Consider the following 20,086-nt stretch of genomic DNA (forward strand, 5'->3'; position numbering starts at 1 on the left):
AGTCAGAGGATGCGAAATTGGAGCTTGCGGGTCAATCACCCGTGTCGACCTCGTCCGGGCTTGTGTTCAAAACCCGAACGGCCAATGCGCGTGTGATGTCACGCTTTTCCGCTAATGCCAGATGGTCGAGTTGCGCAACAACGTTTGCAGCGGTTTCAAACCGTCGATCCATATGTTTCACGAGATAAGCGATGACTTCGGGGCCAGGATTCAACTGACGATCCACAAACAGTTTGGCCAGCACCGCGCCCAGAAGCGCGTCGTCAGGCGGGTCCAATGCGACGTGATGGGCCCCTTCAACGCGGCTTTGAAGATCCGCCAGGGGCAGTTCCCAAAATTTCGGTGCAAGCCTGCCGGTCATTAACAAGGCATGCCCTTCGGCCAGCACCAGATTGTGCAGGTGAAACAGTGTTTTCTGCTGTTCCAAATCCCCGGCGACCATGGGTACATCTTCGACGGCGATCGGTCCTCGCGCCAGATCAGGTACGTCGTCATAGCGCAGGTCTGCTGCCTGAACGATCCGACCGCCGGTTTCAGCGGCCCAGACATGCGCCAGATGAGTTTTGCCCGCGCCCGCCGGTCCGCTCAGTACCAGCTTGTTTCCGGGCCAAGACGTGGCCGAAATCATCGCAACCGCCAGAGCATTGGAAGGCGAGACAAAGAAATCCTCACGCCCAAGCGCAGTTTTGGCGGGCAGGTCAAAGCTGAGTTGTCGGGCCATTTACTCGGTTTCCTGATCCTGACTTTCAAGACCGGTGTAAAGTCTGCTGTCCAGATACAGCGAAGTTGCAAACCGCGCCAGCACGCCAAGCGCTGCTGCGACGGGGACTGCGATCAGCATACCGACAAAGCCAAACAATGCGCCAAAGACCGAAAGCGCCAGCAGCAGCCAGACCGGGTGTAACCCTACAGAGTTGCCGACCAATTTGGGTGTCAGGAAATTCCCTTCGGTGACCTGGCCAATGGCAAATATGCCCGCTATCAAACCGATATGTGCCCAATCGCCCCAGAACTGAAACAGCGCGAGCCCAATGGCCAGCGTTCCACCAATCAAGGCGCCCAGATAAGGAATGAACGTGACCAACCCCGCAATAAAGCCTACGATCAGGCCGAATTGCAGACCCGCGAGCATCAGAGCGACCGCGTAATATGTGCCAAGGATAAGGCAAACGGTACCCATCCCGCGCACGAAAGAGGCCAAAACGGCGTCAATCTCGACCGCCAGCCGCTTGATGGTTGGGGCGTGGTCGCGTGGCAAAAGCTCTCCGATGCGAGCGATCATGCGGTCCCAGTCCAACAGCATATAGACCGCGACAACCGGTACGATGACCAGCAGAACCACAATGTTGATTGCGGACCCCAGAGAGGTCAGCACCGTCTGCAGAACATCCCCTGTCTTGGACTTCAAAGTATCGCCAAAAGATACCAACATCTGGTGCGTGCTTGATTCCCGATCCAAAAGGGACGGAAACTGTCTTTCGATAAAGCCGCGCAACTCTTTGAACAGGGCCGGCAAGACATCAACCAGGTCCAATAGCTGTGTGATCAAGGCGGGTACGACCATCAGGATTGCCAACACGAACCCCAATACGCCCACAACCGTGATGATAGCTGTGGCCGCCATGCGCGAAAGGCCAAGCCGCTCAAGCCTATCCGCGACAGGATCAAGGAAGTAGGCAATGGCCCCGCCGATCACAAACGGCAGCAGGACGTCTCCCAAGGCCCAGAGGATCAACGCAAAAACCGCAGCGGCGAAGCCCCAGTATCTTAGTTGATCCTTAACCGGCAATGCCATCGCGATCCCCTTTTGGCAGGTCATTGACGGTGTTCTTGGCGTATCAAGCCCCGTGATGCAAGCGCTTCATGTGGCCTGAAATTGCGGCGGTTAGTCCTGTAGCGTCCCCAGTTCCGGCGTGTCCTCGTCTGCGGCTTCATCAGGCCAATTGGTACGCCAGATTTCTGCAGACCAATGTCCGCAATGGACAGCAGGTCGGTCGAAACCAGGTAGCGTGGGCAGCAACGGCTGGACAATAACATCGTGGCGGGGGACGGCGAAGTAAGGGAAAGAGTATCGCTCTTTGCCTGACCGGTTTACCACCCGATGTGGTGTGGATTTCAATCGCCCGCCTGACCATAGCTCTAGCATATCGCCAATGTTGACCACAAAGCCGCCGGGTGGGCAATCCGGTGTGATCCATCCACCGTCACGCGTTTGAACCTCAAGTCCACCCACCGGATCAGGGGCGATGATGGTCAGTGCGTCCGTGTCTTTGTGCGGATGGATGCCATAGCCCGTTTCATCGTCTGCCTGCGGCGGGTAGTGCAGAAGGGTCATGTTGGTCATAGGGTTCTGAAACGCACTGCGCAGAGCGTCGGGCTTCAAACCCAGACCGTTTTCTAATGCGCCGAGCAACAGATCGGTAACGCGATCCAGTTGGGCCCAATAGTCCAGAATGGTCGCCTTGGCACTTGGCACCTCATCCGGCCAGAGGTTTGGTCCGTACAGAGCACAATCCGCACGTATCGGCGCGTCTTCTGCAACCTCGTGGTGCAGCTTGTACCCTTCATATTTGTCGGCCTTGCCCGAGCCATCGTTGGGAGTGAAGAACCCCATGGGAATATAGCCGCGATAGTTTTCGCGGGTGATGGCCTGATCCCATTTGCGCGACTCATCGATGGCAAAGATGTCTCGGGTCGTTCGTCTGACTTGATCAACGGTTTCCCGAGTCACGCCTGTCCCGGTGATGGACAGGAACCCGATCCCGGTACAAGCCTCAAGGATGTGTTGCACCGTTGCTTCGTATGCATCGGTTTTCGGTTCGGTCAGAGGCGAGATGTCGATTGTTGGAATGCTGTCCATCAGTGAATCCTGACCCCTTGGCGTTCCAGTTCCGTATGGACAGGTGCCAAATTCAACTGGTCCAGGTCCTGATTGCTTTTGAGTGAAAGTGCGGCCGCAATGCCTGCACCCTGACCCATGACGGCGCAACAGGCCATGTTGCGCGTGGCGGCATGAGCCACTCGGTCCGCGCCATGCGACCGGCCCGCGACCAGCAGGCCCTTGACCCCTTTGGGCAACATCGAGCGATAGGGAACCTGCATGTACCGCCCCGTGGTGGGCAGGATCAAAATGCCATAGCCGTCTATGAATTCGGGATAAATGCCAATGGTATCTTCAAACCGACCCTGATGGCGGGCGTCGTTTTCTGTCATGTTGTACAGGGCATCGATCTTGCGGGTGTCGCGGATGCCAATAGTCATTCCGAAGTTCCGAAGCCGCGCGTTTTCGCATCCGGGCATGAACCTTCGTAGGGCATCGATGGCTAACATCGACTGTCGGCGGCCTTCGATCTCACCGCGTGTCAGGCTGTCAGGGTCGGTCCCGTCGATCTCGGCCAGATGGATGAGGTTCATATACGTCAGCTCACCCGTGTCATGCATTGCGCCCCAGGTGCCCGCGATGGTGTTGAGATGCGGGGGGATCAGACCTTGATCAATCGCCTGCTGGAACGGTTTGTGAACAAAGGGCGAGAACATGTCGTCCTCTTTGCCGCTGGTCTCAATATTCCACTCACCGCCGCCGCCCCAGTCCTTGTAGGTCTGCGGGTCGGCTTTCACGCCCTCCATGAAGGCGCGCTTGTCGACACCGGCCAGATGGAACATGACCGAGGCGGCCATCATGTCTTCGCGTGGGGTCTTGTGGGTCGGTGCGCCTGCGCGGTGCGCCACATCTGCGTCGCCGGTGGCGTCGATTACCACTTTGGCCAGGATCGCCTCGCGCCCCGCCTTGGATTCGGTGATGATGCCGGTGATCCGGTCGCCATCCATGATGGGGGCGACGAACTGGCGATGAAGCATTGGGTGCACGCCTGCCTCTTCGACCAGCTTGTCGGCCACCAGTTTGAACCCTTCGCTGTCCAGTTCATAACTGAGCGACTGGCTTTCAGGCACCGCCGCGCCCATGTCCTTGGCGCGGGTTTCGAATTCCATCCCGATTCCGCCAGCCTCAATGGTTTGCTCATGGCGATACCATGCGAAACCCTCGACACCCACAGCAGTGATGTTGCCGCCCATGCAACCAAAGCGGTCGACCAGAGATACTTCGGCCCCGGCCCGCGCCGCCGCCAGTGCTGCGGCCAACCCTGCGGGACCAGAGCCAACAACCAACACGTCGGTCTGATGGATGACAGGGATTTGGCGGGCGGGTTCCTGAATTGTTTGCATCGGCGCCTCGTGGAATTAGCAGTTCCGTTACAATTGAAATTCTCAATTGGCGGGTCAATCAAAAAACCGACTGACGCGAAGTCGCAAAAACGCCAATGTCCGATTGCCCCCGGCGGGGCTTTGGAATAATCACCTGTGCAGTCGATTTCTTACCTTTGAAGGTCCACCTATGCGCCTGAGCCGTTACTTTCTGCCCGTTCTCAAGGAAAACCCGTCTGAGGCTCAGATTGTCAGCCACCGGCTGATGCTACGTGCCGGGATGATCAAGCAGGCTGCGGCCGGGATTTATTCGTGGTTGCCGATGGGTTTCAAAGTGCTGCGCAAGCTGGAAAACATCGTGCACGAAGAACAGGCGCGCGCGGGCCATATCGCGATACAGATGCCGGTTTTGCAATCGGCCGATCTGTGGCGCGAATCCGGTCGCTATGACGATTACGGTCAGGAAATGCTGCGGATGAAGGACCGGCATGACCGGGACATGTTGTTTACGCCCACGGCGGAAGAACTGGTGACAGATATTTTCCGCGGTCACGTAAGCAGCTACAAAGATCTGCCGCTGACGCTGTATCAAATCCAGTGGAAGTTCCGCGATGAAATCCGCCCGCGTTTTGGCGTGATGCGGGGCCGCGAGTTCTATATGAAAGACGGCTACAATTTTGACCTGACCAAGGAAGATGCGCTGCACGCATATAACCGCCATCTGGTCAGCTATCTGCGCACTTACGAACGCATGGGTCTGCAGGCGATCCCGATGCGCGCCGATTCAGGCCCCATTGGTGGCGATGACACGCACGAATTCCTTGTGCTGGCTGATACCGGTGAATCCGAGGTCTTCTATGACAGTGCCGTCACCGACCTGACATTCGGAGACCGCGAGATCGACTATGACAGCCGTGAACAGTGCCAGGCCATACTGGAAGAGTTCACTTCGAAATACGCGCGTACCGACGAAACGCATGACGCGGCGCTTTTCAACCAGATCCCCGAGGAGCGCCGTCGCGTTGCACGTGGTATTGAGGTCGGGCAGATTTTCTATTTCGGCACCAAATACTCCGAACCTCTGGGCGCGACCGTACAGGGCCCTGATGGCAAACCGGTTCCGGTACACATGGGCAGCCACGGTATCGGCGTCAGCCGCTTGGTAGGTGCGATCATCGAAGCAAGCCATGACGATAAGGGCATCATTTGGCCCGAGGGAGTAACGCCGTTCCACTGCGGTATCGTGAATCTGAAACAGGGTGATGAACAAGCGGATGCGGCCTGTGACAAGATATATTCGGCGCTGACCGCTTTGGGTCTGGAGCCACTGTATGATGATCGAAACGAACGGGCAGGGGGCAAGTTTGCAACCATGGACCTGATCGGTCTGCCTTGGCGCATCACCGTGGGTCCACGTGGTCTGAAGAATGGTGTGGTTGAACTGACTTGCCGCCGCACTGGTGAAAGCGAAGAGCTAAGCCCCGAAGCGGCTGTCACCAAAGTTGCAGAAATCTATCAGCAGATCGCCTGATCGCGATCATCGGATGCTGCGCTGTCAGTCACGCCGAGTACATCTGATCTGGCCGCTAACTGAGGCCAAAGCAAAGCGACCGGCCCGGGCCTTAATTTTGGTCTGGTGTCGGACGCTCTGCCAGAACGTCGCCATCGGCGTCGTCGCCTCGAGCGACAACAATGGGACGACCCAGACGGCTGACCAGTTCACGAAACTCGAGGCCCAGAAACCGTAGCCCACAAACGCGTGCGTCGGTTGTTCGATCCGTGATGCACAAACGGCCCTGGCGAAACACCAGTCGATATCCTTTTTCTTTTAGGATGTCTGCCAAATTGCTCCAGCTTGCCGCGCTGACAAAGATCGGCCGAATGGCCGCGCGCAGCAGTGCTGCTGTTTCACAATCCAGTTCTGTTGATGCCCTGCGAGTCGGAATTGAGCCCGCGCCATTGGTAGAAATTTGAAAATTCATTGAGCGACCCCCGCTCGTTAAATGTGTTCCCCCGTAGTTAGGGTGACAAAGTTTCCAAAAATAATCAAAATGAGTAATAAAATTTCGCCATCATTGTTGCCTTTTCGATTCACAGACTCACGAAGCGCGATGATTAACTTCATAACTGAAACAATCCGGTCGTGTCTGTGAAGGTCTTCACAACTCATGGTATAACGCTACGTTTCGAAGTCATCCATTTTGCGGCGACGTATCTGTGGTGAACCGAATCAATGCGGCTCATTCGGGCCGAGGTATGGGGTCTTTGCGACTACCGGCTTGACCATCGGGAGAAATGCCGAAACTGTCGCCGCAAACAAGAAACACCCCGGAGCAGGCATGGCCAAGACACCCCCGCCCTTTGCCCCTTTTGAATGGAAGATCGCCTGGCGTTACCTTCGGGCCCGCAGGGCTGAAGGTGGTGTAAGTGTGATGACGTGGATTTCTCTGATCGGTATCACGCTTGCAGTGTTCGCACTGATTGCGACGTTGGCGGTTCGGTCGGGCTTCCGTGCGGAATTTGTGGGCACAATTCTGGGTGCCAACGCACATGTGACAGTCTATTCGTCCGGGGAAATTGATGATCAGGGTCAGGTCGACCGAACGATAGCCGATTACGAAGATCGCGCAGCCCGGATCGCGCAGGTCGCCGGAGTTGAACGGGCTGCGCCTTTGGTAAAAGGGCAGGTGTTGATCACCAATCGCGACCGCAGCAGTGGGGTTGAGGTGTTTGGCATCCGACCCGACGATCTGTTCGATTTGCCGGGTATCGCCCAGGCAGAGCAGGCCGCAGGCGATCTGACAGAGTTTCAAACAGGTGAAGATGTCATCGCCATTGGATCCGGTGTTGCGCGCAGTATCGGAGCCACCGTGGGGGATGTCGTCAAGCTGACCTCGCCAAATGGGGTCAAGACCGCCTTTGGCACTTCACCGCGTGTAAACGCGTATCGCGTTGTCTATGTGTTTTCAGCTGGTCGCTACGACATCGACCGCACCCGCGTGTATATGCCGTTTTCGCAAGCTCAGAGTTTCTTCAACCGTGAAGGTGTTGCGGATGAGATCGAAGTGATGGTGCAGCAGCCGGAAAATCTGGGTCCAATTCTGATTTCGATCATTGAGGCCTCGGGCGAACGCAGTCAGATATGGACATGGCAAGATGCGTCCGGCGGCTTTCTTCGCGCGCTGGAAGTTGAAGACAACGTGATGTTCATCATCCTTTCGATTCTGGTTCTGATTGCCGCGATGAATATCGTTTCGGGCCTGATCATGCTGGTTAAAAACAAGGGTCGAGACATCGGCATCCTGCGGACCATCGGTCTGAGCGAAGGGTCCGTTCTGCGGGTCTTTTTCATCTGCGGTGCATTCACCGGCCTGATAGGCACGGCGATGGGTGTTATTCTGGGATGCCTTTTCGCAATCTACATCGATCCGATCTTTTCTTTTGTGAATTACGTGATGGGCGGTGGTGTCTGGGACCCGTCGATCCGCGGAATTTACGCTTTACCGGCCGAGTTGCACCTGAGTGACGTGCTCAAGGCCATCGGCCTGTCGCTTGGCCTGTCTTTCATTGTCACCTTTTTCCCAGCCCGTCGCGCGGCACGGCTGAACCCGGTCGAGGCGTTGCGTTATGAGTGATGTCACATTGCGTCTGAGCGGGCTGACCAAAACCTACCTAAAGGGCACACCGGGCGAGGTGCAGGTACTGCGTGGGGTTGATCTGGACTTACGCGCGGGGGAGGCCGTTGCGATGGTTGCTCCGTCAGGTGCGGGCAAATCAACGCTTCTTCACATCGCGGGCCTGTTGGATAGGCCCGATGAAGGCTCGGTCGAGATTGCCGGTCAGGGCGTGACCGGCAAGGGTGATCGTACCAGAACTGCACTACGTCGGCGGGACGTCGGGTTCGTGTATCAGTTTCACCACCTTCTGCCCGAATTCACGGCTTTGGAAAACATCACCCTGCCACAACTGGCGAATGGCGTTTCCGAAAAAGCTGCGCAGGCGCGGGCTATGGACCTTCTGGATCGGGTTGGCGTCGCCCCACGTGCCAGCCACCGCCCTGCGGCGTTGTCGGGCGGGGAACAACAGCGTGTGGCCTTTTGCCGGGCGCTGGCCAACGCACCGCGTGTTTTGTTGGCGGATGAGCCGACCGGCAATCTGGACCCGGAAACCTCGGATCAGGTTTTTGACGCGCTGATGGCACTGGTGCGCGACGAAGGGCTTTCGGCCTTGATTGCGACCCACAACCTGGATCTGGCGGCTCGTATGGACCGAATGGTCAAGCTTGAGGGCGGGGTGCTCAGGCCAGTTGCGTGATCGCAACGCCTATGGCCATTACGGCGATTCCGCCGGCTCGTATCCATGTCAGTGGCGTGATCTGAGCGCCAAACAGGCCGAAATGGTCAATCGCCGCTGTGCTGATCAATTGCCCCAGCAATACAAAGAAAACCGCGTTACCGACACCGAAGTGCGGGGCCACGTGGGTGATCGACAGAACATAGAACGAGATCAGAACACCGGCCAGCAACAAGTGTTTCGGGGTCGCAGCCACCTTGGAAAGCGCTTCGAGACCCGGAAATAGAAGCATCACTAAGGCCGACGCGATAAAGGCGATCGCAAACAGGATCACGGCGGCGGTGGTTGGGGAGCCAATCAGCTTGCCTAGGGCCGCGTTCAACGCCGCAAGAATAGGGACGCCGATCCCGGCTGCCAGCATAATCGCTGCGTATTGTGTCATGGCCCGTGCCCTCCGCCTGCGTTGATCTGGATCATTGCGCCAAGACATCCGCCGGGCAACCCTTCAATTGTCAATCTTGACAGGAGGATAGGATGTTCAAGGCAACCCTTGGTGCGCTGGTATTGTCGGTTTCAGTCGTATCGTCTCAGGCCGCTTTGGCGCAGGACGCCAAGATCGGACAAGAACTTTACATGCACTATTGTGCAACCTGTCATGGGATTGATGCGACCGGGCAGGGGCCTATGGCCAGTGTGTTGGTCGTGCAGCCGACTGATTTGACCGATTTATCCGGCCAGGATGGTCTTTTCCCAACCGCCCGCGTAGTTGGCCGGATCGATGGACGGGACCCTTTGGTCAGCCACGGCAGCCCGATGCCGGTGTATGGCCCGTATTTTGATGGGCAGGACACATCGATGAAAACGCCGCAGGGACAGCCGATCCTGACAAGCCAGCCTATTGTGGATCTGGTGGCCTATCTGGAAACGCTTCAGGACTGACTGCAAATCCCGTCTACTTCGGCTTCGCTCCACGGCAAAAGAACCGCTCGTTCACGCCCTTTTTCCGGCAACGGAGACAGGTCGAAATGTGCGCCCAACATAGTGTGGAGCCTTGCTGTGCGTTCGGCCTGAGGGTCCAGCGCACGGCAGCAAACGTATTCTTCGACGATCGCGCCCTGCTGTTCGAAGCCGTAGGACAAAAAGTCAGGCGAGGTGTCCAGATCGAACAGATACGGATCCCGCCGCCCGCCATGCTCCGCCGCGGCCCGTAAAGGGTGATAGCCGGTGGTTGCGCGATTTTGCCATTGCCAGACATGGGTCAGTTCATGGGCCAGCAGCATCGCGGCAATCAGGTTCATCTGATCGGGGAAGTCGGTCATATAATCTTCCAGATACCAGTCGCGCGCAAAGTAGACCTTGTTGAAAAGGGCGACGGCAGCTGGTTTGCCTGTCACAAGCCCAGCTTCGACCGGCGGCAGAATAAGCTCGCGGCAAGCCTGACGTGGGCGTTCCTCTCGGAAATACGTCACCGGGGCGACCGGAGCCCCTTCGACCAGACGCACACTATCCAGGTTCAGTGTTTCTCCTTGGATGCTTTCTGCAAACACGCGCTCTGGCTCTGTCAGCGGACGACCGCAGGACGATAGAAACAAGAGAGAAACTAGAAATACGCGCAGAACCATACGTAGAATCCTAGTCTGCCGCGCCGGTTCCGCAAACCGTTTTCACAGGCTCATGGCCAGCACCCGGCTGATTTCGGTCAAGGACCGCCCGGATTGGTCCATCCATGTATTAAAAGCTTTCTGGACGGCCAACATCGCTTTCTTGGACGTGGCAGGTTTGTCGATCACGCCTTCGGCGATCAGCCGGGCGGTAACGTCCTGGGACAGAATAAAACTGTCACGTCCTATGAAACGCATCGCGTATTGCGCAGACGCACCGCCCAGTCGCGACCCGCGCTTGGCCAGCAGTGCCAGCAAGTTGATGTAATCTGCCGAGGGCCAGCCCCCCAGTACTTTGCCCGCACCGCCTTCTTCGCGCAGTTCCATCAGAAACGCGGCATTGTCACGAACGGCTGCGATCTTGGTGCCGTTGCGAACGATTCGTTTGTCTTGCAGCAACGCATCGAATTTTTCGTCATCCATAAACGCGCATCGACCCACGTCGAACCCGTCAAATGCCACCTCGAAACCATCCCATTTGTTCTCGATGACCTTCCAGTTGAACCCGGCCTGAAAAACACATTTGGTTAACATGGCAAGCCAACGATCTTCGGGTATTGCTGCCAGTTCCTCAGGGCTTTTGGGTTTGTGCAGCATGGCTTGCAATGCATCCGGCCCGCCGTGCCGTGATGCTGAGATGTCGAAGATTTCGTCAAAGGTGCGCATTTGTTCAATCTCAAGGTTATGCTGAAAATGTTTATCGTTTGTTCCGGTTTTGCAATGGGGAATCAGTTCTTGCGCGTTGAATCGGTGGATAACGGGCTTTGACCTTGACGATGAAAAAACGGGCTTTTGCAAAGTATTTCTCGACAAACGGTCGAAATTTGGTTTTGATTGACTCGTCAGTCAATGTCCCGTGTGAAAAACAGGGGCATGGGACAGGTCGGGTTGAGCGCCGCAAGTGCGCTTAAGTGGAGCGAAAAAGAAAGAGTAGGGCGAAAGACTTTGCTTTTCACAATCGCCACACTTTCCTTTTCCGACAAAGTTTGTGCATGTTGCGACATGATGGTGTCGTCAAACAAGAGACCCGGCAGGAAGGTCATAACCGGGTTCAGGAAAACAATTAAGACTGGGAGAAAGTCCATGAAGAAACTGAGTGTAAGCCTAATGGCTCTGAGCGTTGCAGGTGCGGCGCAGGCGGCGGACATGGGCGCTGTGGATGAACCGATCAAACTGGCGATCAATGAATGGACCGGTCAGCACGTGACCACACATGTGGCGGGTGAGATGCTCAAGGCAGCTGGGTACAACGTCGAATATGTGACAGCGGGTATGATGAACCAGTTCCAGGCGCTGGCCGATGGCGACATCGACGCGACACTGGAAATCTGGTCGTCCAACGTGTCAGACGAATACGCCAAGAAGATCGACGAAGGCACCGTGGTTGAAATCGGTGATTTGGGCTTGGATGCCAAAGAGGGCATTGCGTACCCGGCACACGTGGCGGATCTGTGCCCGGGCCTGCCCGCGTGGGAGGCACTGAAGGATTGTGCGCAGGTTTTCGCAACCGCTGAAACTCTGCCCGGTGGCCGTCTTGTCGACTATCCGGCCGATTGGGGCACACCCGGCGCAGACCGCATGACCGGCCTGGAACTGCCTTTTAAAGCCGTGCCTGCGGGGTCCGAGGGTGCCCTGATCGCCGAGCTGCGCGCCTCGACCGAGCGTAAATCACCGCTGCTGATCACCTTCTGGCAGCCGCATTGGGCGATGTCGGCCTACGACGTTCAGTTCGTCGACCTGCCTGCGGGAGAAGAGGCGTGCTTTAATGATCCGGCCTGGGGCCCGAATCCCAATGCAGTGAATGACTGCGATTTCTCGCCGTCTCGCATCTTCAAGGCCAGCTGGAGCGGTATGGAAGACAAGTGGCCCGCCGCTTATGAAATCCTGTCAAACTATCAACTGGCGGTCGAAGACCAGCAACCGATGATGGGTGCGATCGACGTTGATGGCGGTCAGGTCGAAGAAGTTGTCGCTGCGTGGATGGCCGAAAACGAAGGCAAGTGGCGTCCGGTTGTTGACGCAGCGACGCAGTGAGCACGTAAGTGACTGACGCGACTATGCCAGCCATTGCCTGCCAGAACCTCTGGCAGGTCTTTGGCCCCGGCGCTGAAAAGGCCCTGACCGACGCGCTGTCTCGGTCAGGGAATGACGCTGATAAGGCCGCCTCCGATCTGCGGGAAAACGGATTCATCCCGGCGGTGCAGGATGCCAATTTCGAGGTCAAAGAAGGCGAACTGTTCGTCATCATGGGCCTGTCAGGCTCGGGTAAATCCACGTTGATCCGTTGTATCTCGCAACTGTTGCCCGGCACGGGTGGCGAGATTCGGGTCGACGGCGCAAATGTCATCGGAGCCTCAAAGAAGGCCTTGACCGAGTTGCGCCGCAAAAAGCTGGGTATGGTGTTCCAGCACTTTGGCCTGTTCCCACACATGACCGTTGCCGAAAACGTCGCTTATCCGCTGCGCGTGCAGGGCGTGAGCAAAAAAGAACGTCTGGCAAGGGCGCAGGAAGTCATCTCACTCGTCGGTCTGGAAGGGCGCGAAGACAGCTTTCCTCGCCAGCTTTCAGGTGGTCAGCGTCAGCGAGTAGGCATCGCGCGGTCCTTGGCCGTGAACCCCGATATCTGGTTTCTGGACGAGCCGTTTTCGGCCCTCGACCCGTTGATCCGTCGCCAGTTGCAGGACGAATTTCTGCGCATTCAGGCGACATTGAAGAAGTCTATCGTCTTCATCACACACGATATTCAAGAGGCGCTGAAACTGGCCGATCGCATCGCGATCATGCGCGACGGCAAGATCGTTCAGATCGGTACCCCAACTGATATCGTGCTGCGACCGGTTGATGATTATGTGCGCGAGTTTTCCAAGGACGTGGCCAAGGGTCAGCACGCCAAGGTCGCTTCGGTCATGCGGAGCGAGGCGGAATGTGGTCCGGACGATCCCGGCCTGACCACTTCGATGACGCTGGATGCCGCCCTTGCGCATTGCATGGAACTGTACGAGCCCGTGCCGGTGCGGGATGCCAGCGGCAATGTCGTCGGCACGGTTCATCCCTCGGATCTGGCCTCCGCATTGCAGGTGGACGAAGCATGACCGCTGTCACTGATCTTCCGACGCAACACAGCGCGCACCTGACGGCGGGTGCGAAGGCTGCTTTGATCACGGTCATCGTCGGTGCGGTTTGCCTTGCGTTTGAGGGCATCGCCCCGTGGCTGGCCAAATGGCCTGCCGCATGGGAACTGCCTGCAACCCAATGGGTTGGGGCATTTCTTGACTGGTTTCTCAACCTGATCAAACCGGCGATGCGGCTGTTCTCGGACATGATGACCTATCCAATGAACTGGGCGAATTTCGTGTTAGGCAATACGCCATGGCCCATTCTGATCGGGATTGTGACCGCGCTGGGCTGGTATCTGGGCGGAATGCCCATGGCCGCGTTGGGTTTTCTGGGGCTCAGTTTTGTACTGGCGTCCGGCTATTGGGCTGAGAGCATGAATACGCTGGCCCTTGTTGCCGTGTCGGTCCCGGTGGCACTTATTTTGGGGGGTGGTATCGGCATCCTTGCCAATGAAGTGCCGAAGGTTAAAACCTTTGTTCAAGCCGTTCTGGATGTGATGCAGACGGTGCCGACCTTTGCGTATCTGACACCGCTTTTGCTGCTGTTCGGCTTTGGGCCTGTTGTTGGCCTGATCGCCTCGGCCATCTACGCTGCGCCGCCTATGGCGCGCAATGTGATGCTGGGGTTGGAGCGGGTCGAGCCCGAGATCAAAGAAGCCGCCATCATGTCTGGTGGCACTCGGTTCCAGCAATTGTTTCAGGTCGAAATCCCTGCTGCCACAACGCAGATCATGGTCGGTGTGAACCAATGTCTGATGGCCGCCTTGTCGATGGTCATCATTGCCGCCGTTATCGGAGGTTTCAACGATATCGGCTGGGAGGTTCTGCTGACCATGCGCAAGGCGCAGTTCGGTGAATCGCTGATGGCTGGTCTGGTCATCGTGGTCTTTGCCGTGGTGATCGACCGGATGAGCGGCACGCTGGCAACCGAGCGCAAGCGCTATGACAGCCGCGTTGTCTGGGCCATGCTGGGCTTTGCTATTATCTTCACGGCCGCCTTCTGGGCGTGGCTGCCGAACCCGTCCGAACTGACCCTTCTGGACCCCATGGCCGAAGCCGTAGACAGCGGCCTGACGGCGTTTACGCAAAACAATGGCCCCTGGCTGGATGCGCTGAAGAACAATTCGCTGTTCTATGTGCTGCTGCCTTTGCGGATCGGGCTGGATCAGGCAGTTCTGCCTTTCACCTGGGGCTTTCAGTGGACAGCGGGCATGAGCTACGGCCTGTTCACCGTTGGTGCTGTGATTACGCTGCTGATGGCATGGCGTGGGCGGCTGACGGGTGGCTTGATTGTTTTGATCCTGATCGGAATGCTGGAAACCGGCATCGCGAACCTGCCATGGCCTTTTGTCTTGACCGGAGCGGCTGCTCTGGGCTGGGTTGCGGGCGGTTGGCGTCTTGCCGCGCTATGCGTGGGTCTGCTGTGCACCATTCTTGTTTCAGGTCTTTGGGAAAGGGCGCTTCTGTCGCTCTACCTCAGTGGTGCAGCAGTGTTTTCCTGCGCAGTTGTCGGCGGTCTGATCGGCCTTGCCAGCGCGGTATGGGAGCCTGTGTGGAAAGTGGTCCGCCCGATCTGCGATATGCTGCAGACGATTCCATTGTTTGTGTTCCTGATCCCCGTGCTGATGGTGTTCCAGATCGGTGAGTTCTCGGCCTTTCTCGCAATCTGTGCCTACGCCATCGTCCCCATGATCCGCTATACGCGGCATGGGCTGGTCAACACGCCAGAAGAAATGATGGAGGCCGCTGTCTCCAGCGGTGCGACCGAGTGGCAGATCATGCGGGATGTACGTGCACCTTATGCTGCACCGACCATACTGCTGGGGCTGAACCAAACCATCCTTTATGCCTTTGCGATGCTGGTCATCGCGGCGTTGATCGGGACCACCGGCTTGGGTCAGTCGATCTATCTGGCGCTGGGTCAGGCGGATGTCGGGCTGGGAATTTCGGCCGGGGCCGCGATGGCGATTCTGGCACTGATCGCAGACCGCATTGTGCAGGGCTTTGCCGAAGAACGCCGCGCGGCACTTGGCTTATAACACAGGGCAGGGGCGGCATGTCTGCCCCTGCGCAAAACTTGATTTCGGACAAGGAAGTCGCCGCCATCCTGATCTAGACCGATCCCAATACGTTCGGAGATCACCATGACCGGTTGGGTTCTATTTCTCGCAGCGCTTGTCACGTTCCTTCTCAGCCACGCAATTCCCGTGCGGCCGGCGGTGCGAGGGTGGCTAATCGGAACGCTGGGGCATCGCGGGTATTTTGCAGGGTATTCGATCCTGTCGCTGGCTGTGTTGGTCTGGCTGATCATTGCAGCCGCAAACGCACCTTATGTGGAGGTCATTCCACCGTTTCCAGTATTGCGCTGGGTGCCAGTACTGATCATGCCGGTCGTCTGTTGGCTGGCCCTTGCGGGGCTGGCCATTCAAAATCCGTTCTCGTTTGGCGGGCTAGGCAACCGGGCCTTTGACCCAGAGCAGCCCGGTATCCTGCGCACCACCCGCCACCCGGTCCTTGCCGCGTTGATGTTGTGGGCATTGGCACATTTGCTGGCCAATGGCAGCCTGTCACATGTCATCCTGTTTGGCCTGTTTGCCGGTTTCGCAGCCATGGGCATGTCTTTGATCGACCGTCGCAAACTTAGCGAAATGGGGATTGAATGGGTCCGGTTGTCTCGAAATACTGCGCGCTTTTCACTCCGTGCGCCGCGCTCTTGGCCACGTCCCTGGGTATGGATGACCGCACTTGCCGCCTATGCGGTTCTTCTTCACCTGCACGCTCCTGTGATCGGTCTGTCTCCGTTTCCGTAGCTGGGGGAGTGGTCGGATACGCCTGAGCGTGCTATTTGAAGTGTCGAAATGAAAAACAAGAGGTCCAAGATGAATCTGGCCTATGTCACCACTACCGATCGCGGCGCCACTGATCGCCTGTTAAGCGCTGTTGCAGAACACCTGCTGGCTTCGGGCGCGAAACTGGCGGGCGTTGTTCAGACCAACACCGAATGCGCGGACAGCAGCAAATGCGATATGGATGTGCGCGTGCTGCCAAAGGGTGAGACCATCCGCATTTCGCAATCTCTAGGAACACAGTCGCGCGGTTGCCGCCTAGACCCCGCAGCGCTGGAACAGGCGGTTGGGTATGTGACTGCTTCGCTTGAAAAAGCACCCCAGTTGCTGATCATCAACAAATTCGGCAAGCACGAATCGGATGGCCGAGGATTCCGCCCTGTGATCGGCGAAGCATTGGCGATGGACATCCCGGTGCTGGTCGGCGTGAACGGGTTGAACGAAGAAAAGTTTCAGGCGTTCGCGGACGGCGCTGCGGAAGCCCTCCCGGCGGACCTAGATGCAATCGAGGCGTGGTTCAACAAGGTTTCAGAACTGCGCACGGCGGCAGAGTAAGGTAGTAAACCCCTAAAAACAGGGTAAAAAAGGCGCCGAAGCGCATTCAGCGCCTTTTTTCGATATTGCAGGGGCTTCAGCCCGGAAAAAACCAGACAGACTTGGACTGCGTCTTACAGGCGGTGATGCTGTCGCGGCTTCAATACCCCTCTGGAAACGAAAATGATCAAGGGCACCGGGAAGTGCTTCGCAACAGTGTAATCAGATCAAACGGTTGGTTCTTAAACCTTGGTTTTTTTCAACCGCGCACAACGCCAACCAACCCGATCACAGCGTGCCAAAAACACACTCTGCACATCTTCACGCTCAGTTGGAAAGATGGTGGGCGACCCTGGAATCGAACCAGGCGTGCGTCTCCGCGAGGGAGTTACAGTCCCCTGCCACACCTTGCGGCCTGTCGCCCACTGTCAGGCGTTGCACCTGACGTGGAGGCGTGATTACTAGCGCACCAAAGGAGCGTCAACAGGAAAATTTCGCTTTGGCGCAGGAAACCGAATTCTCGGCCCGGAGGCCCATAAAATGAAGAAACCCAAATGGGTCGTCGAAAAGGAACAGGCGCGTAAAGCCGCTGCGGCCGAAACCGTCTGGCTGTTCGGCTTGCATGCGGTGCGGGATGCTTTGATGAACCCAAATCGTCAGAAATTGCGCCTGATCGTGACACGTAACGCCCGTGACAAGCTGGCGGAAGCCATTGAATTTGCTGGGATTGAAGCCGAGATGGTTGATCCACGCAAGTTCACCGCGCCTATTGATGCTGGTTCGGTTCACCAGGGTGCTGCGCTTGAGGTCAAGCCGTTGGATTGGGGCGGTCTGGCCGAAAACTGTATTGGACGGGAAAACCCAAGAGTCATTCTGCTGGACCGAGTGACTGATCCACATAACGTTGGGGCGATTCTGCGCTCAGCCGAAGTTTTGGGGGCCAGCGCTGTGATAGGTACGCGGCATCACTCTGCACCTGAAACAGGGGCGCTGGCCAAAACCGCCAGCGGTGCGCTGGAACGCCAACCATATTTGCGGGTGCGCAACCTTGCAGACGCGATCATCGAGCTTCAGGGCATGGGGTTTCTGGTTCTTGGACTGGACGGCGAAGCCGATATGACGATCGAAGGTGCGTTGGTCGAGGGGCATGATCGCCCCGTGGCGCTTGTGCTTGGTGCCGAAGGCCCGGGCTTGCGGCAGAAGACCAAAGAAACCGTCGATCAGTTGGTGAAAATTGACGCAGCAGGCGGGTTTGGGTCACTGAATGTCTCAAACGCGGCGGCAATCGCCTTATATGCATCTCGTTCCTGAGCAAAGGAGAGCGCCATTTCCGGTCCATCCAAAATCGCCACCTGCTGTTATTGCGGCACTCGTGCGGCCCTGGTCCTGAAGGGAAAAGAGCGGCATGAGCTTAGCTGTTCAAGCTGCGGTGCTCCGCTACATGATCTCAAGATGATTCCAAAGCGTAAGGCCGTGAAAGAAAAACAGGCGCGACCTGCCGTGTCTCATATGGTGCATTCAAGGGCAAAACGTAAAAAGAAGAAAAAGAGCGTGTTCTCACGTGTGTTTGACGAAGCCTGGGACGTGATTGAGGATATTTTCGACTAGGCGCCCTTGCGTTGAAACTCGATCACATCCTTGTCAACGGGGCTTCCGTTACCGCCGAAAACTTGCATGTTGATACCTCAAGACTCCAGATTCTGACGTGGCGATGCTGATCCAACGTTCCATCCTTGGCGCGCTAAGCGCTGTATTCCTTTCTTCTGCCGTTTCCGCGCAGGACAATCCCGTCTATTTCGCCACCGAAGGTGTGGCGATGGCCGGGTATGATCCCGTGACCTACTTCGAAGGCGCGACGCCCGTTATGGGTGCCCCGGAAAACGCTGTGATGTGGAAAGGGGCAAAATGGCATTTTTCATCTGCGGAAAACCGAGAGCGCTTTGAAAGCAACCCCCGGGCCTTTGCTCCGCAGTTTGGCGGGTATTGTTCTTACGCGATGGCCAAAGGGGTTCTGAAAAGCACCGATCCCAATGCGTGGCAGGTGGTCGATGGCCGCCTGTATCTGACGCACTCAAAGCAGATTGAGATGATGTGGCAGCAGGATAGGGCGGAATTCATTGAAATGGCAGAAGAAAACTGGCCGGTGATCTTGTACCACAACTAGGCAAGAATCAGCTAATTGTGAAAAGTCATCACAAAAATGCGCGCCCCCTCTTTTTTTTCACCAACTCATGCCTAAATGTCACAGTGACCGCGGAACGGAACTGCCGCGGGTCATTTCACTGTCCCTCGTTCCAACAACTGGCGCCCAAGCTGTCTTGGGCGCTTTTTTCTTTTGATAACCCTGTTAAGGATAGGGCATGTCAAATTATCCCGATCAGCACCTCAAGACCATTCTGCAACGCACCAAGACGGTTGCCGTTGTAGGAGTGTCGTTGAACCCTGTGCGACCCAGTTTCTACGTGGCGCGCTATCTAACCTTGAAGGGATTTGATGTGATCCCGGTCAATCCGGGCCATGCAGGCAAAGACCTATTCGGTCAGACAGTGCGAGGTAGTCTTTCGGACATAACCGAGCCTGTGGATATGGTGGATATTTTTCGGCGGTCCGAAGCTGTGCCGCCTATCGTTGACGAAGCTCTGGACGTTTTTCCCTCTCTCAGCACGATTTGGATGCAGATCGGGGTTGAACATGCCGAAGCGGAGGCAAAGGCCGAAGCACGGGGCGTTGACGTAGTGATGAACCGCTGTCCCAAGATCGAGTATCAGCGCCTGTTTGGCGAGCTGCGCATGGGCGGATTTTCGACCGGAATCATCTCGTCCAAACTTTAGGGCGTTGCTGGCTGATAGGGTTTCAGCCGGGCCACCTGTTCCTGTCGCCGCTTCTCTAGCACCACGTCGCGCGGCACCCATTCGTAACGGGTGTCCTCGACCAGCGGAGACCAGAACAACACCCCGCCATAGCGCCACGGGTCCAGTACGACACCGTCATACAACGATTCCCCCTTGCGGCTGATGATCGCTGTGGAGTGGTCGATTCTCAGCGGATTATCGGCATTGGCTATGGCGCGATGCATCTCAAGCGTTTGGAAATTTTCCTGCTTCAGACGACGCTCAATGTCCTCGGCCCAGTGCCAGCAGAGCCCGCGTGGGCGCACGCCTTTGTTGACCTTTGCGTTGTGGATCAATGGCGGGTCAGTGATCTGGTATTCATCGACCAGCTGTGCGGTGTAGGCGTAGGCAACCTGCGCCGCTCGTTGGGCTTCTTCGGGATCTATGTCAGGACCCAAACTTTGAATTTCAGTTGCCAGGCGTTGAACCTGGTCCCCGGTCGAGGGCGGTGGCGCAGAGCAGCCCGCGACGATGGCAAGCGTTGCCACAAGCATCAAAACTCGGATCATGTCGCGCCCTCGGCTGCCAATCTGACGTCCAAG

General features: G+C 57.0%; 22 protein-coding genes and 1 tRNA gene. 13 read left to right on the forward strand and 10 right to left on the reverse strand.

Annotation, left to right across the window (positions count from 1 at the left end):
• Positions 1-31 precede the first annotated feature (31 nt).
• The 4 genes from GS630_RS12605 to GS630_RS12620 all read right to left on the reverse strand — a co-directional run bounded on the left by GS630_RS12605 (position 32) and on the right by GS630_RS12620 (position 4,224).
• On the reverse strand, positions 32-721 hold the full coding sequence (locus tag GS630_RS12605) for a DnaA ATPase domain-containing protein (RefSeq protein WP_171620593.1): 690 nt from the start codon (positions 719-721) through the stop codon (positions 32-34).
• Complete coding sequence (locus tag GS630_RS12610) at positions 722-1,795, reverse strand: AI-2E family transporter (protein WP_171176236.1); 1,074 nt, start codon at positions 1,793-1,795, stop codon at positions 722-724.
• 90 nt (positions 1,796-1,885) lie between these two features.
• On the reverse strand, positions 1,886-2,860 hold the full coding sequence (locus GS630_RS12615; protein ID WP_171237223.1) for an isopenicillin N synthase family oxygenase: 975 nt from the start codon (positions 2,858-2,860) through the stop codon (positions 1,886-1,888).
• Positions 2,860-4,224: an FAD-dependent oxidoreductase gene (locus GS630_RS12620; RefSeq protein WP_171175412.1), complete on the reverse strand. Its 1,365-nt coding sequence runs from the start codon at positions 4,222-4,224 to the stop codon at positions 2,860-2,862. Before GS630_RS12620 ends, GS630_RS12615 begins: the two co-directional genes overlap by 1 nt.
• 169 nt (positions 4,225-4,393) lie before the next feature.
• Here GS630_RS12620 and proS point away from each other — a divergent pair, with 169 nt between their 5' ends.
• The gene (gene proS, locus GS630_RS12625) at positions 4,394-5,734 is read left to right on the forward strand and encodes a proline--tRNA ligase (RefSeq protein WP_171620595.1); all 1,341 of its coding nucleotides are present in this window, start codon (positions 4,394-4,396) and stop codon (positions 5,732-5,734) included.
• A gap of 91 nt (positions 5,735-5,825) precedes the next feature.
• Here proS and GS630_RS12630 read toward each other — a convergent pair whose 3' ends face one another.
• Entirely contained in the window at positions 5,826-6,185 is a 360-nt protein-coding gene (locus GS630_RS12630) for a hypothetical protein (protein WP_171175409.1), read from the reverse strand.
• 357 nt (positions 6,186-6,542) lie between these two features.
• On the opposite strand from GS630_RS12630, the gene GS630_RS12635 reads away from it, so the two are divergent.
• Together GS630_RS12635 and GS630_RS12640 are read left to right on the forward strand one after the other, a co-directional pair.
• Positions 6,543-7,838, forward strand: coding sequence for a lipoprotein-releasing ABC transporter permease subunit (locus tag GS630_RS12635; RefSeq protein WP_171620597.1), 1,296 nt, complete (start codon positions 6,543-6,545; stop codon positions 7,836-7,838).
• Entirely contained in the window at positions 7,831-8,517 is a 687-nt protein-coding gene (locus GS630_RS12640; RefSeq protein ID WP_171620599.1) for an ABC transporter ATP-binding protein, read from the forward strand. Before GS630_RS12635 ends, GS630_RS12640 begins: the two co-directional genes overlap by 8 nt.
• On the opposite strand, the gene GS630_RS12645 is transcribed toward GS630_RS12640, so the two are convergent.
• On the reverse strand, positions 8,501-8,938 hold the full coding sequence (locus GS630_RS12645; protein WP_171175403.1) for a DMT family transporter: 438 nt from the start codon (positions 8,936-8,938) through the stop codon (positions 8,501-8,503). The genes GS630_RS12640 and GS630_RS12645 overlap by 17 nt on opposite strands.
• A gap of 92 nt (positions 8,939-9,030) precedes the next feature.
• Here GS630_RS12645 and GS630_RS12650 point away from each other — a divergent pair, with 92 nt between their 5' ends.
• Positions 9,031-9,435 (forward strand): cytochrome c, encoded by a 405-nt coding sequence (locus tag GS630_RS12650; RefSeq protein ID WP_171175401.1) that lies wholly within the window; start codon positions 9,031-9,033, stop codon positions 9,433-9,435.
• Here the strand turns inward: GS630_RS12650 and GS630_RS12655 are convergent.
• Positions 9,426-10,118 carry a hypothetical protein gene (locus tag GS630_RS12655; protein WP_171237227.1) on the reverse strand — a complete coding sequence of 231 codons (693 nt, stop codon included), beginning with the start codon at positions 10,116-10,118 and terminating at the stop codon, positions 9,426-9,428. The two genes, GS630_RS12650 and GS630_RS12655, sit on opposite strands and share 10 nt — an antisense overlap.
• A gap of 42 nt (positions 10,119-10,160) precedes the next feature.
• Positions 10,161-10,823, reverse strand: coding sequence for a DNA-3-methyladenine glycosylase I (locus tag GS630_RS12660; protein ID WP_171175397.1), 663 nt, complete (start codon positions 10,821-10,823; stop codon positions 10,161-10,163).
• 417 nt (positions 10,824-11,240) lie between these two features.
• Here GS630_RS12660 and GS630_RS12665 point away from each other — a divergent pair, with 417 nt between their 5' ends.
• The 5 genes from GS630_RS12665 to GS630_RS12685 all read left to right on the forward strand — a co-directional run bounded on the left by GS630_RS12665 (position 11,241) and on the right by GS630_RS12685 (position 16,674).
• Positions 11,241-12,191 (forward strand): ABC transporter substrate-binding protein, encoded by a 951-nt coding sequence (locus GS630_RS12665; protein WP_171237229.1) that lies wholly within the window; start codon positions 11,241-11,243, stop codon positions 12,189-12,191.
• An 8-nt stretch (positions 12,192-12,199) separates the two neighbouring features.
• Positions 12,200-13,249, forward strand: coding sequence for a glycine betaine/L-proline ABC transporter ATP-binding protein (locus GS630_RS12670; RefSeq protein ID WP_171175391.1), 1,050 nt, complete (start codon positions 12,200-12,202; stop codon positions 13,247-13,249).
• Positions 13,246-15,312, forward strand: a complete 2,067-nt coding sequence (locus GS630_RS12675; RefSeq protein WP_171620601.1) for a proline/glycine betaine ABC transporter permease — start codon at positions 13,246-13,248, stop codon at positions 15,310-15,312. Before GS630_RS12670 ends, GS630_RS12675 begins: the two co-directional genes overlap by 4 nt.
• A gap of 105 nt (positions 15,313-15,417) precedes the next feature.
• Complete coding sequence (locus GS630_RS12680) at positions 15,418-16,083, forward strand: NnrU family protein (protein WP_171620603.1); 666 nt, start codon at positions 15,418-15,420, stop codon at positions 16,081-16,083.
• Between the two features lie 69 nt (positions 16,084-16,152).
• Positions 16,153-16,674, forward strand: a complete 522-nt coding sequence (locus tag GS630_RS12685; RefSeq protein WP_171175386.1) for a DUF2478 domain-containing protein — start codon at positions 16,153-16,155, stop codon at positions 16,672-16,674.
• 319 nt (positions 16,675-16,993) lie between these two features.
• Here the strand turns inward: GS630_RS12685 and GS630_RS12690 are convergent.
• A tRNA-Tyr gene (locus GS630_RS12690) sits at positions 16,994-17,077 on the reverse strand.
• A 116-nt stretch (positions 17,078-17,193) separates the two neighbouring features.
• On the opposite strand from GS630_RS12690, the gene rlmB reads away from it, so the two are divergent.
• From rlmB to GS630_RS12710, 4 genes are all read left to right on the forward strand, one after another.
• Positions 17,194-17,964 (forward strand): 23S rRNA (guanosine(2251)-2'-O)-methyltransferase RlmB, encoded by a 771-nt coding sequence (rlmB, locus tag GS630_RS12695; protein ID WP_171175384.1) that lies wholly within the window; start codon positions 17,194-17,196, stop codon positions 17,962-17,964.
• Between the two features lie 15 nt (positions 17,965-17,979).
• Complete coding sequence (locus GS630_RS12700; protein ID WP_171176233.1) at positions 17,980-18,261, forward strand: hypothetical protein; 282 nt, start codon at positions 17,980-17,982, stop codon at positions 18,259-18,261.
• 103 nt (positions 18,262-18,364) lie between these two features.
• Positions 18,365-18,817, forward strand: a complete 453-nt coding sequence (locus GS630_RS12705) for a YHS domain-containing (seleno)protein (protein ID WP_174836676.1) — start codon at positions 18,365-18,367, stop codon at positions 18,815-18,817.
• Positions 18,818-19,013: 196 nt separating this feature from the next.
• Positions 19,014-19,484: a CoA-binding protein gene (locus tag GS630_RS12710; protein ID WP_171175380.1), complete on the forward strand. Its 471-nt coding sequence runs from the start codon at positions 19,014-19,016 to the stop codon at positions 19,482-19,484.
• Here the strand turns inward: GS630_RS12710 and GS630_RS12715 are convergent.
• Positions 19,481-20,053, reverse strand: a complete 573-nt coding sequence (locus GS630_RS12715; RefSeq protein WP_171175378.1) for a hypothetical protein — start codon at positions 20,051-20,053, stop codon at positions 19,481-19,483. The genes GS630_RS12710 and GS630_RS12715 overlap by 4 nt on opposite strands.
• Positions 20,054-20,086: the final 33 nt, after the last annotated feature.

Origin of the sequence: Ruegeria sp. HKCCD7303, assembly GCF_013111185.1 — a bacterium.
Lineage (GTDB): Bacteria > Pseudomonadota > Alphaproteobacteria > Rhodobacterales > Rhodobacteraceae > Ruegeria.

What these genes read in the sequence shown, in the direction of transcription:
- GS630_RS12605 (WP_171620593.1), bottom strand. Translation starts at nt 721, where the DNA reads ATGGCCCGACAACTCAGCTTTGACCTGCCCGCCAAAACTGCGCTTGGG.
- GS630_RS12610 (WP_171176236.1), bottom strand. Translation starts at nt 1,795, where the DNA reads ATGGCATTGCCGGTTAAGGATCAACTAAGATACTGGGGCTTCGCCGCT.
- GS630_RS12615 (WP_171237223.1), bottom strand. Translation starts at nt 2,860, where the DNA reads ATGGACAGCATTCCAACAATCGACATCTCGCCTCTGACCGAACCGAAA.
- GS630_RS12620 (WP_171175412.1), bottom strand. Translation starts at nt 4,224, where the DNA reads ATGCAAACAATTCAGGAACCCGCCCGCCAAATCCCTGTCATCCATCAG.
- proS (WP_171620595.1), top strand. Translation starts at nt 4,394, where the DNA reads ATGCGCCTGAGCCGTTACTTTCTGCCCGTTCTCAAGGAAAACCCGTCT.
- GS630_RS12630 (WP_171175409.1), bottom strand. Translation starts at nt 6,185, where the DNA reads ATGAATTTTCAAATTTCTACCAATGGCGCGGGCTCAATTCCGACTCGC.
- GS630_RS12635 (WP_171620597.1), top strand. Translation starts at nt 6,543, where the DNA reads ATGGCCAAGACACCCCCGCCCTTTGCCCCTTTTGAATGGAAGATCGCC.
- GS630_RS12640 (WP_171620599.1), top strand. Translation starts at nt 7,831, where the DNA reads ATGAGTGATGTCACATTGCGTCTGAGCGGGCTGACCAAAACCTACCTA.
- GS630_RS12645 (WP_171175403.1), bottom strand. Translation starts at nt 8,938, where the DNA reads ATGACACAATACGCAGCGATTATGCTGGCAGCCGGGATCGGCGTCCCT.
- GS630_RS12650 (WP_171175401.1), top strand. Translation starts at nt 9,031, where the DNA reads ATGTTCAAGGCAACCCTTGGTGCGCTGGTATTGTCGGTTTCAGTCGTA.
- GS630_RS12655 (WP_171237227.1), bottom strand. Translation starts at nt 10,118, where the DNA reads ATGGTTCTGCGCGTATTTCTAGTTTCTCTCTTGTTTCTATCGTCCTGC.
- GS630_RS12660 (WP_171175397.1), bottom strand. Translation starts at nt 10,823, where the DNA reads ATGCGCACCTTTGACGAAATCTTCGACATCTCAGCATCACGGCACGGC.
- GS630_RS12665 (WP_171237229.1), top strand. Translation starts at nt 11,241, where the DNA reads ATGAAGAAACTGAGTGTAAGCCTAATGGCTCTGAGCGTTGCAGGTGCG.
- GS630_RS12675 (WP_171620601.1), top strand. Translation starts at nt 13,246, where the DNA reads ATGACCGCTGTCACTGATCTTCCGACGCAACACAGCGCGCACCTGACG.
- GS630_RS12680 (WP_171620603.1), top strand. Translation starts at nt 15,418, where the DNA reads ATGACCGGTTGGGTTCTATTTCTCGCAGCGCTTGTCACGTTCCTTCTC.
- GS630_RS12685 (WP_171175386.1), top strand. Translation starts at nt 16,153, where the DNA reads ATGAATCTGGCCTATGTCACCACTACCGATCGCGGCGCCACTGATCGC.
- rlmB (WP_171175384.1), top strand. Translation starts at nt 17,194, where the DNA reads ATGAAGAAACCCAAATGGGTCGTCGAAAAGGAACAGGCGCGTAAAGCC.
- GS630_RS12705 (WP_174836676.1), top strand. Translation starts at nt 18,365, where the DNA reads ATGCTGATCCAACGTTCCATCCTTGGCGCGCTAAGCGCTGTATTCCTT.
- GS630_RS12710 (WP_171175380.1), top strand. Translation starts at nt 19,014, where the DNA reads ATGTCAAATTATCCCGATCAGCACCTCAAGACCATTCTGCAACGCACC.
- GS630_RS12715 (WP_171175378.1), bottom strand. Translation starts at nt 20,053, where the DNA reads ATGATCCGAGTTTTGATGCTTGTGGCAACGCTTGCCATCGTCGCGGGC.